12 protein-coding genes are annotated in these 13,624 nt (G+C 34.9%); 5 read left to right on the top strand and 7 right to left on the bottom strand.

Annotation, left to right across the window (positions count from 1 at the left end):
* The first annotated feature begins 317 nt into the window (after nucleotides 1–317).
* The 4 genes from thrS (at nucleotide 318) to rplT (ending at nucleotide 3,529) form a co-directional block, all read left to right on the top strand.
* Complete coding sequence (gene thrS / locus FJ651_RS11845; protein ID WP_140990734.1) at nucleotides 318–2,261, top strand: threonine--tRNA ligase; 1,944 nt, start codon at nucleotides 318–320, stop codon at nucleotides 2,259–2,261.
* A gap of 32 nt (nucleotides 2,262–2,293) precedes the next feature.
* The gene (gene infC / locus FJ651_RS11840) at nucleotides 2,294–2,845 is read left to right on the top strand and encodes a translation initiation factor IF-3 (RefSeq protein ID WP_140990733.1); all 552 of its coding nucleotides are present in this window, start codon (nucleotides 2,294–2,296) and stop codon (nucleotides 2,843–2,845) included.
* A gap of 41 nt (nucleotides 2,846–2,886) precedes the next feature.
* On the top strand, nucleotides 2,887–3,084 hold the full coding sequence (gene rpmI, locus FJ651_RS11835; RefSeq protein ID WP_140990732.1) for a 50S ribosomal protein L35: 198 nt from the start codon (nucleotides 2,887–2,889) through the stop codon (nucleotides 3,082–3,084).
* Nucleotides 3,085–3,184: 100 nt separating this feature from the next.
* Nucleotides 3,185–3,529, top strand: a complete 345-nt coding sequence (gene rplT / locus FJ651_RS11830) for a 50S ribosomal protein L20 (RefSeq protein WP_140990731.1) — start codon at nucleotides 3,185–3,187, stop codon at nucleotides 3,527–3,529.
* Nucleotides 3,530–3,858: 329 nt separating this feature from the next.
* On the opposite strand, the gene FJ651_RS11825 is transcribed toward rplT, so the two are convergent.
* The gene (locus FJ651_RS11825) at nucleotides 3,859–4,989 is read right to left on the bottom strand and encodes an ATP-grasp domain-containing protein (RefSeq protein ID WP_140990730.1); all 1,131 of its coding nucleotides are present in this window, start codon (nucleotides 4,987–4,989) and stop codon (nucleotides 3,859–3,861) included.
* Nucleotides 4,990–5,203: 214 nt separating this feature from the next.
* Here FJ651_RS11825 and FJ651_RS11820 point away from each other — a divergent pair, with 214 nt between their 5' ends.
* Nucleotides 5,204–6,313 (top strand): hypothetical protein, encoded by a 1,110-nt coding sequence (locus FJ651_RS11820; protein WP_140990729.1) that lies wholly within the window; start codon nucleotides 5,204–5,206, stop codon nucleotides 6,311–6,313.
* Nucleotides 6,314–6,449: 136 nt separating this feature from the next.
* On the opposite strand, the gene FJ651_RS11815 is transcribed toward FJ651_RS11820, so the two are convergent.
* The 6 genes from FJ651_RS11815 to FJ651_RS11790 all read right to left on the bottom strand — a co-directional run bounded on the left by FJ651_RS11815 (nucleotide 6,450) and on the right by FJ651_RS11790 (nucleotide 13,617).
* Nucleotides 6,450–7,634, bottom strand: a complete 1,185-nt coding sequence (locus FJ651_RS11815) for an asparagine synthetase B (protein WP_140990749.1) — start codon at nucleotides 7,632–7,634, stop codon at nucleotides 6,450–6,452.
* Nucleotides 7,635–7,834: 200 nt separating this feature from the next.
* Nucleotides 7,835–8,869: an AI-2E family transporter gene (locus tag FJ651_RS11810; protein ID WP_140990728.1), complete on the bottom strand. Its 1,035-nt coding sequence runs from the start codon at nucleotides 8,867–8,869 to the stop codon at nucleotides 7,835–7,837.
* An 82-nt stretch (nucleotides 8,870–8,951) separates the two neighbouring features.
* A complete protein-coding gene (dnaB, locus tag FJ651_RS11805) occupies nucleotides 8,952–10,481 on the bottom strand; it encodes a replicative DNA helicase (RefSeq protein WP_140990727.1) in 1,530 nt (509 codons plus the stop codon).
* A 168-nt stretch (nucleotides 10,482–10,649) separates the two neighbouring features.
* Nucleotides 10,650–11,603, bottom strand: coding sequence for an acetyl-CoA carboxylase carboxyltransferase subunit alpha (locus tag FJ651_RS11800; RefSeq protein ID WP_140990726.1), 954 nt, complete (start codon nucleotides 11,601–11,603; stop codon nucleotides 10,650–10,652).
* Between the two features lie 57 nt (nucleotides 11,604–11,660).
* Nucleotides 11,661–12,554 carry a DMT family transporter gene (locus tag FJ651_RS11795; RefSeq protein ID WP_140990725.1) on the bottom strand — a complete coding sequence of 298 codons (894 nt, stop codon included), beginning with the start codon at nucleotides 12,552–12,554 and terminating at the stop codon, nucleotides 11,661–11,663.
* On the bottom strand, nucleotides 12,541–13,617 hold the full coding sequence (locus FJ651_RS11790; protein ID WP_140990724.1) for an LptF/LptG family permease: 1,077 nt from the start codon (nucleotides 13,615–13,617) through the stop codon (nucleotides 12,541–12,543). The genes FJ651_RS11795 and FJ651_RS11790 overlap by 14 nt, the downstream gene beginning before the upstream one ends.
* Nucleotides 13,618–13,624 lie beyond the last annotated feature (7 nt).

The following is a 13,624-nucleotide window of genomic DNA, read 5'->3' as shown; positions in this document are numbered from 1 at the left end:
CTTTTCTTTAAAATAATTGCCCGAAAGCAACTATTCTACGCTGTCAATTCAATATGTTAATGAACTTCTTTTTTACCTTCTCACTAAACCCTCTCGCGCTTAGCGGGTGCAAATATAAAACCCTTTTCTCTTTCTAACCAAATTCTTTCTCAAATATTTTTGAGAAAATTTTTATTTAAATACAAATAACTGTCTTTTGGTTAGTTACGATATATAAAATTTTTTAATCGCGTAAAATTGCAAAATAAAAAACATCCTATATATATATTGTAGAGGAATCTTATTCATCTTATATTTACACCCAAAATTCTGAATACATGATTGACATTAAATTACCTGACGGTGCGGTTAAAAAATTTGACGCAGGAACAACTCCTTTTGACGTTGCGAAATCGATAAGTGAAGGTCTAGCCCGAAACATTATATCGGCCAAATTCAATGATACTATAATAGAGATCTACACACCTCTTGAAACAAACGGTAATTTAACATTATACACCTGGGAGCAACCAGAAGGCAAAAAAGCTTTTTGGCACTCCTCCTCACATGTTATGGCGCAAGCATTAGAAGAATTGTACAGCGATATTAAACTTACCATAGGTCCGGCTATTGATAACGGCTTTTATTACGATGTGGATCTAGAAGGAGACGTTATATCAGAAAAAGACTTTCCTAAGATTGAAGCTAAAATGCTTGACATAGCCAGAGAGAAGCACGATTTTAAAATGCGAAGTGTTAGCAAAGCCGAAGCGCTACATTATTATAAGGAGCAAGGAAACGACTATAAGGTTGAACTTATTGATAATCTTGAAGACGGTACCATCACTTTTTGTGATCACTCAACCTTCACAGATTTATGTCGTGGCGGACACATCCCTAATACCGGAATTATTAAAGCCGTAAAAATTATGAGCGTTGCCGGAGCCTACTGGCGTGGTGACGAAAAGAACAAACAACTAACAAGAGTATACGGCATTTCTTTTCCAAAACAAAAAGATTTAACCACCTATCTTGAACTGTTGGAAGAAGCTAAAAAAAGAGATCATAGAAAACTGGGAAAAGAATTAGAACTTTTTACATTTTCTAAAAAGGTCGGTCAAGGCCTACCTCTTTGGCTTCCTAAAGGAGCCGCGCTAAGGGAAAGACTAGAGAACTTTTTAAAAGCTGCACAAAAAAAAGCAGGATACGAAATGGTTGTTACACCTCATATAGGACAAAAAGAACTTTATGTCACTTCTGGACATTATGCAAAGTATGGAGAAGATAGTTTTCAACCTATTCATACACCAGCTGAAGGAGAAGAATTTTTATTAAAACCGATGAATTGCCCGCATCATTGTGAAATATATAACAGTAAACCTTTTTCATATAAAGATTTACCGAAGAGATATGCAGAATTTGGCACCGTTTATCGATACGAACAAAGTGGAGAACTACATGGTCTAACCCGTGTAAGAGGCTTTACTCAAGACGATGCCCATATTTTTTGTACTCCAGATCAATTAGACGAAGAATTCAAAAATGTAATTGACCTTGTACTATATGTATTTGGATCGTTGGGTTTTGAAGATTTCACTGCACAAGTTTCTCTGAGAGATCCTGAAAAACCTGAAAAATATATTGGTTCAACAGAAAATTGGGAAAAAGCAGAAAACGCCATTCTTAAAGCAGCAAAGGATAAAAATTTGAATTATGTTATAGAAACAGGAGAAGCTGCATTTTATGGACCAAAATTGGATTTCATGGTGAAAGACGTCTTAGGGAGAAGCTGGCAACTTGGTACCATTCAAGTAGATTACAACCTTCCCGAACGGTTTGACCTTACCTATAAAGGATCAGATAATGAAACACATAGGCCAGTTATGATACATCGGGCACCGTTTGGAAGTATGGAACGATTTATCGCTATTTTATTAGAACATACCGGTGGAAATTTCCCGCTTTGGTTAATGCCTGAACAAGCATTAATCATCCCTGTTAGCGAGAAATTTGAAAAATACGCCAAAAAAGTTTTAAATTTGATGGAAAATGACGAAATTCGCGCCCTCTTAGATAACAGGAACGAAACTGTTGGCAAAAAAATCAGAGAGGCCGAGATGAACAAAATACCCTACATTATCATTGTAGGAGAGAACGAAGAAGTAGAGGAAAAAATTTCGGTTAGAAAACATGGTGGCGAAGACCTTGGCATGGTTACGACCAAATGGTTTTCAGAATTAGTATCAGAAGAAATTGGAAAAAGTTTAAAAACTTTTAAATAAATAAGTTTAACTAAAATACAGAAGTTATAGCAATTAGAAAAACAAGAGGTAGTTATAATAAAAGAGAGGTTAAAGAGGATGCTCATAAAATCAACTCGGCTATTAAGGTACCGCAAATACGGTTAGTAGGAGACAATGTTGAAGTAGGAATCTATCCCACTCGAAAAGCTATAGAAATGGCTGACGAACAGGGACTAGATCTGGTAGAAATTTCTCCTAATGCAGAGCCACCCGTTTGCAAAATAATGGATTACAAAAAATTCCTTTATGAGCAAAAAAAGCGGGAAAAAGTGTTAAAAGCCAAAGCTTCTAAAGTGGTGATTAAAGAGATTAGATTTGGGCCGCAGACAGACGATCACGACTACGAATTTAAAAAGAAAAATGCTGAGAAATTTCTCAAAGATGGCGCAAAGCTTAAGGCTTTTGTGTTTTTTAAAGGAAGATCTATTGTATTTAAAGAACAAGGACAAATTTTGTTGTTAAGATTAGCACAGGATTTAGAAGATGTGGGTAAGGTAGAACAACTACCAAAATTAGAAGGAAAAAGAATGACCATGTTTATTGCGCCAAAAAAAACGAAATAAGCATTAAAATAATAAGCGAAACGTAATTAAATATAGGACAAATGCCTAAGATGAAAACTAAATCAAGTGCTAAGAAACGTTTCAAACTAACTGGCACTGGTAAAATTAAAAGAAAGCACGCTTTTAAAAGTCACATTTTGACTAAAAAATCGAAAAAGCGCAAGCTTGCTCTAACGCATGATACACTAGTACATGCAGCAGACGAAAACAATGTTAAATTAATGTTGCGTTTAAAGTAACATTTTTTTTATCGGTTCAATCAATTTATAAACCCTGGAGTTGGGCAAAAAAGTGTTAATGAAATAAGTAACCGCCTACTACAAAAAAACAAATTAAATTATGCCAAGATCAGTAAACTCAGTTGCAAAAAGAGCCAGAAGAAAAAAGGTTCTTAAGCAGGCAAAGGGCTACTTTGGAAGACGCAAAAACGTTTGGACAGTAGCAAAAAATGCGGTTGATAAAGCCATGCTTTATTCTTACAGAGACCGCAGAAACAAAAAGAGATCATTCCGCGCTTTATGGATTATGCGTATTAACGCAGGTGCAAGGTTGCACGGGATGTCTTATTCAAAGTTTATGGGTAAATTAAAAGCTAATAACATCGATTTAAACCGAAAGGTTTTAGCCGACCTAGCTATGAATCACCCTGAAGCTTTTGAAGCAATCATTAAAAAAGTTAACTAGTAGGCGTTTAGCCTAAATAATAACCACATTTCGCTTATAAAAATCCGATTCTAAATAGAGTCGGATTTTTTTTATTATCTCTTTTAGTATAATACTAGTGTGGCTCTTAATTTTAATAATTAAGAGTTAAATAATTTTATTCGTTACTGTTAATCTATCAAATAATTTTAGGTATATTCTATAAATTTTCCAAACACACATAGAAACCAACAATTACAAAATACCAAATAGTTTTACACTGGTAAAGAGTTAAATTAATGTATTTTAATAATCAAAAAGAATTCATGAAAAAATGATGTCAGGTGTTTTTTTTAAAATTTAATGGCACTTCAAAGAACTTTCTTATAAATAGAAACTATATTTTTTTGAATTATAATCACGTATTTCCAAAGTATTGGTGCCGGATCCTTTAGAATATATTTCACCTCAGTTTGGTTTAAGATATACCTAGAATCAAATAGTACCTTAATATTTTTAAAAATTTTCAACGATAACCCCTTAAAATTTAAAAATCTGATTTGACTGTATTCAGGTATCTTGAATGTTTGTCCCATGCTTCCTAAACAGTACAAATAAGGGAAATTAACACCGGCTGCCAATGAAGCATTTAAAGACCCCCAAAATCTGGGATTAATTTCTATAACCTTGAAAAGGTTGGCTTTTTTGTCAAATCTTAAATCGATATGAGCCACACCGGACCAATTTAAAGATTCCATCAATTTTTTAACCGTATTTAATAAGTCTTCGTTGTAAATAAATTCAACCTCAAGTAAAGGTTTAAAAGGGTTTTTCTCCAACATTGAAGCTTTTTGAATGGTATATGCTAAGATAGACCCGTCTTTGCAAAGCACACTGCATCCAACATCATAACCTTCAATATATTCTTGTATGATTCTTTCATTTGTATTAGAATTAGATTTGGCATAATCACACAATTCGTCTTTGTCTTTACATAGATGCACACCTCTACCTCCACCTGTATTACTGGAAGGTTTCACAATTACAGGAAATTTCCATTCTTGTTTTTGCGAGCAAATACCTATTGAAAATTTAGATGTCTTAGGATGAGGAATGTTATTAATCCAAAGATGTTCAGATAACATCAACTTATTATTAGCTATTTGAAAATTAGCCAAACTAGATAAAAACACTAACTTATTCTGATTTAAGTATTTTTTATGTCTAATTAGAGTCTCTATGCCTTCCTCGAAAATTGGCATTATTAAATCTATTTTAAAGGACTCTACTTCCTGATTTATTCTTGTAATCCAATCTAAAGGGTTATCGGTCTTGGGATAATAAGAAATCCTATGAACATGTCTTGAAGCCCTAATTGGTAAATTCTTAGTGTTAGATAAAACATAGATTTTAAGATGATCTATCAAACTTAAACAATTAACAATATAAATCGTTAAAAGGCTTTCACCATCAGGAATTAAAACCGAAAACTTACTGTTCATATAATGGTTACAATCTCAATTCAAAAAAATTATAGCGAATATAAACTTTTAACGATTATTAACACATTATATCTAAAATATTATATTTAAACAGACCAATACACTAACTTTACCAAGTTCAAGTTCTTTAAAAGTTAAAAATTGATTATTAGCAATAAACTAAAATTTAGATGTATAAAATCTAAATAATAAAATAATTTTTAAACTTAAAATCATGAAAAAAAATTTGGCAAACTTTCCCAAACTCATCCTGTGTGCCGCCCTAATATTTGGTGCATACAGCTGTCAAACAGAGGACATCGCACCTGAAAGCGATATGACAAACACCCTTGAAAGGGGTCCAAAGGTAAATTTAACAATTACCGATTGTGATCAAATTTACACTAGCACTAACTTGTATGCAGGTCAGAACATCTTAGTTGGTGAGGTGATTGTTACAGGTAGCGATGGTAACTATGAAGTTACTTATAACTTGACCAATGAGGGTTATTGTTTAGTTGAAACACATTTATCTGTAGTCACTAATCCCAACGAATTCCCAATGACTAGAGCCGGTAATCCGGTACCGGGTCAATTTGAGTACAGTAATACACATAGCTGTGTTACTAGTTTTACCTACAACGTAAGTTTAGAAGATTTTCAAGAAGGTGACAAAGTTTACATAGCGGCTCATGGAGTTGTGAATTGCGTGTCTGATGTAACTAGTGAAGCTTTTGAAATGTCCTTACCAAATGAGGTAAGTGTATGTGTTACTGCAAAAGGAGTTCCTGAAAGCTATTTTGATATTAATATTGCTGAAGGGAATATGTTGTCTGGAGCAAAAGACGCCTGGTGTTTAGATCAGGATGCGGCATTAGACAATCTAGATTGTTTTGTTGGCGATGTTTATTCATCTTACGAGGCGTTACCAGTAGGTAAATTTGAAAAACCAGAAAATTTTGGAGCACTGAATTGGCTACTTAACCAAAACTTTATTGGAACAGAGGCAACTCCTGAATTAGGAAATTATACTTTTGGCGATATACAATTAGCCATTTGGAATTTAGTAGACGATAGCGTTTGCAATCTTTGTGAATTTACGGGCCCATATAACAACGATAGAATTAACATGCTTGTAAACATGGCTTTATCGAATAATAATTTTGTACCTAGTTGTGGAGAAGATGTTGTTATAGTTATTATACCTAATGATGGCAAACAAGCTATCTGTGTAACAATTCCTGCGCCTTGCGGAGATTGTGAAGAAACAGCTTGGGCAGATGGTTGTGACTTCCCCGGTAATAATTGGGCGACCTTCTTTCAGTACGGTAGTACTGCCAATTAATCTGAAAAGAAAAAGTTATTAAATTAAATCCGATTCTTAATAGAGTCGGATTTTTTTTATGCTTCTGATTGATGAGCTATTCTTGTTACTATATAACATAATTTACAGATAACACTACTCTAACTTATATCATCTATTAAGTTTTCTGCTTTTTCTTCTTAGCAGCCGGAAAAAGAACATTATTCAAAATTAATCTATAACCCGGTGAGGTTGGATACAGCTCCAACTCGGTTTTGGGGTCACCTACTCTATGGGTGTAGTCTTCGGGGTCATGTCCGCCGTAAAAAGTAAAAAAACCTTTACCTTTTATACCGTGTATATAGCGAGCTTCTCCGTTAGATTTGTTTTCGCCCAACACAAGCACATTTGATTTGATTTCATCTCGCATAAACGCTGTGGTTTGTCCCATAAAACCTTTAACGAGCACAGTATGGTTCTGGGTAAGCATGGTAGGCACCGGGTCCCATTTGGCAGAATATTCCATAAGCGTAAAATAGTCTGTTTGTTTGGGCTGCTGCCTTTTAGTGGTCATGTCAATTGATGAAAACTCATAAACATTCGGATTGCGCTCTAAGGTAAAATTTGTAAAGGCAAAAGTGTTGGCATAGTTTATTTTATTTTGATAACCCGGTGTGGTGCCATCGCCGTCAAACATTGGCTCACAAATATCAAGACCTTCGGCGGCTAAGGCAATATCAAAACTATCGGTTGCCGAACACATGGCAAACATAAAGCCTCCACCAACGACGTAATCCCGTATTTTGAGTGCAACAGCTAATTTGGCCTGAGATACTTTATCGTAACCCAATTTGTTGGCAAGAGCTTCGGCTTGTCGCTTCTCTTCCATATACCAGGCTGCAGAGCGATACGCACGGTAAAATTTACCATATTGTCCTGTAAAATCTTCGTGATGCAGGTGCAACCAATCGTATAATAGCAATTCGTCGTTGAGTACCTCTTCATCATATAGCGTTTCATAAGGAATTTCGGCATAGGTTAAAACCAAGGTCACAGCGTCGTCCCATGGCACATTTCCTTTTGGTGAATACACAGCTATTTTAGGTGCCTTTTCTAATACAACAGCGTCCATATTTTGAGACGGACTCTCAATATATTCTAATATTTCGGCAGCTTTAGACTCAGATATGAGTTCATACGAAACACCTCTTATTTTACATTCGCGCTCTATAATTTCTAAATTGGGCAACAAAAACGAGCCACCACGATAATTGAGCAACCACTGTACCTTTAGTTCACGCTCTAATGACCAATAGGTTATTCCATAAGCTTTTAAATGATTAGACTGGCCTTCAGCATCCATTGGAATTAAGATATAGGATGCCTGAATTTTTCCAAATATCATTAAAAAAAATAATAACCAAGATAAACGCCGGAAGGTTGTGTTTTTTATATCATTCAAAATCATAAGATCAATCGTTTCATTTGGTACTAAGGTATAAAAATATAACTGTACAAAAGTTTCATTTATTATTCTCTTAAGACATTTTTGAATGAACTAAACTAAATAGTACCGCGTTTATTTCCCGCTAAAAGCGAAGCCAAGATTTTTGTCGATTCAAACTGCTCTGATATGATCTTGATAAAAACCGTAATTGGAATGGCCATTATTAGGCCGGTAATGCCCCAAATATAACCCCAAAACATTAAAGAAATTAATATGGCTATTACATTAATTGAAAAAGATTTACCCATAAATATTGGTTCTAAAATAGCTCCAAATACTACTTGAACAGCTGTAATTGTAAGTATAAAAAACAATAAAGTTGAATATATCTCAACTTCAACAAAAGCAAATATTGCCAATAAAATAACCGAAATAAACGATCCTATCATTTGCACAAAATTAATGAGAAATGCGAACAGTCCCCAAAATAGCGGAAAGCTAATTCCGAAGAAATAGCAAGCTAAACCAATTCCAATACCTGTAAACAAACTAATTACAAACTTTACCTTTATAAATGTGATTAAGTCTCTTTCTATTTTTATGAAGGTTTTAATTGATGTTCTTTCTTGTTTTAAAATAGTCTTATTCAACAACTTTTGAATATTTATGGACTCAACTAACCATAACACTACAAAAAAGGTCGTCATTAAAGCTCTTGTAAGGACCATATTAATCACGCCCAAAGTGGTAACTAAATTATTTTGACCAATATATTCACTGAATTGATTCTTACTAATTTCGAGCTTTAAGCCAAAAACAGCTTGCATATAATTTGAAAAATCGTCTAATTTAACACTTAGTTTTTGCAAAAACCCGTCTTTAGTTGCTACAATTTCTCGGCTGGTGAGTTGAATTAATTCAATGCCAATTTTAACCGCAACAAAGACAATAAGAAGTACAATAATTACACTCACATACTTAGGTATATTTCTCTTATTTAGCCATCGCATAATGGGTAAAAATAATCCGGCTATAAACATAGAAGACACCAAAGGCACAAAAATAAAGGCCAATTGTTTTAATATCAAAAACATTACCGGTATGGCAATGATTAGCAATAAAATATTGGTTGTTTTTCTATCTTGGAGCATTGGACTATTTTTTACAAAAATAAACCAAAGATTAAACTTTTAAACTACTTATTAGTTAAGATTTTACCGCTAATTGCAAAGTTTAGAATGGTACATCATCACCATCAGAACCAAATGCTTCGTCGGGTGATGGAAAATTACTTGGTTTAAATGTATCGTCGTTGGCAGCCGCGTTCATTTTTGAGTGAAATTCCCCAAAGGGTGTTTCAAAATCGTCTAGGTTATCGAATTTACCGAGATGACCAATAAATTTGAGTCTTATATTTTCTAATCCGCCATTTCTATGTTTGGCTACAATGAATTCGGCCTGACCTTCGGTTGGTGAACGGTCGTCGTCATCCCATTCATCAATTTTATAATACTCCGGTCTGTAAATAAACGATACGATGTCGGCATCTTGCTCGATGGCACCAGATTCTCTTAAATCTGAAAGCAAAGGTCTTTTGCTTCCACCACGGGTTTCAACGGCACGAGACAATTGAGACAGAGCTATAACAGGCACATCAAGTTCTTTGGCCAATGCTTTTAAATTTCGTGAAATGGTTGAAATTTCCTGCTCTCTGTTACCACCCTTCTGACCACCACCGGCTGTCATTAGCTGCAAGTAATCAACTACTATTAACCTGATACCGTATTGCGATGCTAATCTTCTGGCCTTGGCTCTTAAGTCGAAAATAGAGAGCGAAGGTGTATCGTCTATATAAAGCGGTGCTTCTTCAAGTGCTTTTACCTTGACGTTAAGTTGTTCCCACTCGTGTTTCTGAAGATTTCCTGTTCTTAATTTTTCTGAGCTCAATCCCGTTTCACTCGAAATAAGTCTTGTAATAAGCTGTACAGAAGACATTTCTAATGAGAAAAACGCCACAGGAATATTGGCATTAACGGCAATATTTCTGGCCATTGATAATGTGAGCGCTGTTTTACCCATACCAGGCCTTGCTGCCACAATGATTAAGTCGCTGGGTTGCCAGCCCGAAGTTAGTTTGTCTAGCTTATCAAAACCTGATGGAATCCCGCTTAAACCTTCTTTATTGGCAATATCCTGAATTTTTTTCTTGGCCTGAATCACTAAACTTTGTGCAGTTTCGGTTGATTTTTTGACGTTGCCCTGAGTTACTTCATAGAGCTTTGCTTCAGAATCGTCTAAAAGATCAAATACATCAATGGTTTCATCGTAGGCTTGTTCTATGATTTCGTTTGAAATTTTAATCAAACTGCGTTGAATATATTTTTGAAGAATGATTCGGGCATGAAACTCAATATGCGCAGATGATGATACTCTTTGCGTTAACGAAATAAGGTAAAAATCACCTCCAACTACATCTAACTTTTCATCTTTTTTTAATTGAGAAGAAACGGTTAATAAATCAACCGGTTCACTTCCTCTGAACAATTTTAAAATAGCCTCAAAAATGTGCTGATGGGCTTCTTTGTAGAAGGCTTCCGGGCTTAAAATATCGATAACTTCATCAACACCTTTTTTATCAATCATCATCGCGCCTAAAACAACTTCTTCTAAATCAGTTGCTTGCGGTGGTATTTTACCTTTCTCAAGACTTATAATGGTACTCTTGTCTACTTTGTATGCTGATGTTGGACTGGGTTGTTTCATAAGGGCGAAAGTAATTAAAAGCAATCGATAAAAGGTAAGAAATAATATTTAGAATCTTAACAGTTCATCAACAAAAATAATGTTGACAACTTTAAAAACTTGTTGATAACACAAAAAAAACCGGCATTAAAAATTCCGGTTTTTTATATGTATTTAATTATAGAATGGTTAACCTTTAAAGACGCCCATATTCTCGTATTTATTCATACGTTGTTGCACTAATTCTTTTGGTGATAATTTATTTAAATCCTCAAAGGCATTTAAAATTGCCTTTTCAACCGTGATAAAAGTGGTAGCTCTGTCGGAGTGCGCACCACCAAGTGGTTCTTTAACAATTTCGTCAACCAGTTTTAATTTTTTCATGTCGGGTGCCGTAAGTTTAAGTGCTTCGGCTGCTTGTTCTTTGTATTCCCAGCTTCTCCATAAAATAGAAGAGCAAGACTCTGGAGAAATAACCGAATACCAGGTGTTTTCGAGCATTAAAACGCGGTCACCTACACCAATTCCCAAGGCACCACCTGAGGCACCTTCACCTATGATAACCGCAATAATAGGCACTTTTAGTCTTGTCATTTCTAAAATGTTACGGGCAATTGCTTCGCCTTGACCTCGTTCTTCAGCCTCTAAACCCGGATAAGCTCCCGGAGTATCGATTAAAGTTAAAACCGGAATACCAAATTTCTCGGCAGATTTCATAAGTCGTAAAGCCTTTCTATAACCTTCGGGATTAGACATACCAAAGTTTCTGTACTGTCTTGTTTTGGTGTTATAACCTTTTTGTTGACCAATCACCATAAAAGACTGGCCGCCTATTTTACCCAATCCGCCAACCATGGCTTTATCATCTTTAACGCCTCTATCGCCATGCAATTCTAAAAATGTATTCCCTAACAATGCCTTAATATAATCCATTGTATAAGGCCTGTTTGGGTGGCGTGATAACTGTACACGTTGCCAAGGGGTAAGGTTTTTATAGATTTCTTTTTTGGTATCAATGAGTTTTTTCTCGATTTGCTTACAAGTTTGGGTGACGTCAACATCACTTTCTTTGCCTATTATTTCACATTTTTCTAGTTGTTCTTGTAAATCTTTTATAGGAAGTTCGAAATCTAAATATTCCATAGGTTGCGAAATTTAGTTTTAGTTAGTTGACAAAACTACAATTTTTTGCGGTGAAGTTTACACAGCTTTTTTTCTTTTTTCTCTATTTTTAAAAATTGCGTCTGTAAATAGAATACCCAAAATCAATAGCACTCCGAAGTAAAATTGAACGCTCATAATCTCTTTTTCGGGAAACAGCAGTACTGCCAGTATAATGCCATAAACAGGTTCCATATTGTAGCTCAAAACTACGGTGTACGGACTAATATAACGCATGATATGAACCGAAGCAATAAAGGCATAAGCTGTACAAACAGAGCCCAGTATAAACAAATACATCCAATCAGATGCCTGAAGTGAGAAAAACTCAGAAGAAAATCCGCCTTTAAAAATAAGTATGAATAAAGTGATAAACAGTATCCCGCTTATAAATTCGTAAATGGAAATAGCGGTAGCGTTGTAATGCTTGATAAATTTTCCGTTAATGACTGCGAAAAGCGATGATAAGAAAGCCGAAGTGATGCCCAGCAAAATGCCATTGATATACTTAAACTCGCTTCTGGTGATTAATATAAGCCCCAATATAACCAAAACACCAAATACAATTTCATAAACTTTTATTTTCCTCTTGAACAACAGCGGCTCGATAAAAGAGGCAAAAAAAGCTCCCGATGAGAAGGTTGCCAGTGTAATAGAAATATTAGATTGATTAATGGCTTCAAAAAAAGTAATCCAATGTAGGGCAATAACAACGCCTGCCAGGGCAAATTTTAAAATCACTTTTTTAGAAAGCTTGATGTTGGTTTTTGTAAAAACCACAAATAAAAACATTAAAATAACCGCAATGAGCATTCTAAACCATACCAAAGGAATTGAACCAATGGAAATTAAATCACCCAAAATAGCAGTAAAACCTGCAATAAAGACTAAAAAATGAAGATGAAGGTAATGTTTAAAACTATCGTTTTGCATTGCGAAGCAGGTAGGCTGCTAAAAGCCCGAATAACAAATTAGGAAACCAAACAGCAATAAGCGGCGGAAAGTTAGATTGCTCTGCCATCACCCCGAAAATCTTATCAAAAAAAACAAATACCATGGCTATGGTAATGCCAAAAGCCAGGTTTACACCCATACCACCGCGCCTTTTAATTGACGACACTGAAACAGCAATAATTGTTAAGATGAATACCGAAACCGGCAAACTCCATTTTTTATATTTCACAACTTCGTAACGTCCTATATTTGAAGAACCTCTCAATTTTTCCTTTTCTATAAATTTATTTAATTCTACATAGTCCAAGGTTTCTGCCATGTAGGTTACCGGGGATAAATCGTCTAAATCAAAATCAAAAATAGTGTCTTTTCGTCTGGTAATTTCAATAATATCGTTGCTCTCACCAACTTTTCTTTTAATGTAACTTATCAATCTATAAGTGCTGTCTTCTTCGATATATCTTATATTATCTGCAAATATTTTATACTCTAGTACATTACCGTTAAAATGTTCTAAGGTAAAGTTATAACCAACTTTACTTTGAGTGTCGAACCTGCTTACATAAATAATATCATTATCGTTGATTTGCCTAAAAATGTTCTCGGTCTCCTGAACTTTTCTATTTTTTGTTAAGTATTCATATTTAAACTCGTTAAAGCCTTTACTGGCTTTTGGAGCCAGCACCAACCCGAGTAGCAACGCAAATAACGCAACAATAGTGGCGCCTATAAAATAAGGCCTTAAAAATCTTGAAAAAGAAACACCGCTACTTAAAAATGCGGTAATTTCGGTATTGTTGGCAAGTTTCGATGTAAACCAGATAACAGATAAAAATAAAAACAGCGGAAACAACAAGTTGGCAAAGTAAATTGTAAAATCTAAATAATATTTTAATACGGCGCCTGCAGGTGCCTCATTTTCTAAAATTTTACCAATTTTTTCGGCCAAATCTACCGTGATACCAATTGGAATAAACAATAACAGCATCATGACGAAGGTGAACAAATAGCGTTTTAATATGTACCAGTCAAGTATCTTCAAGGGTGGT

This window comes from Paucihalobacter ruber, assembly GCF_006494535.1.
In the GTDB taxonomy this organism is placed as follows: domain Bacteria; phylum Bacteroidota; class Bacteroidia; order Flavobacteriales; family Flavobacteriaceae; genus Paucihalobacter; species Paucihalobacter ruber.
This window is presented reverse-complemented; position numbering and strand designations above follow the sequence as displayed.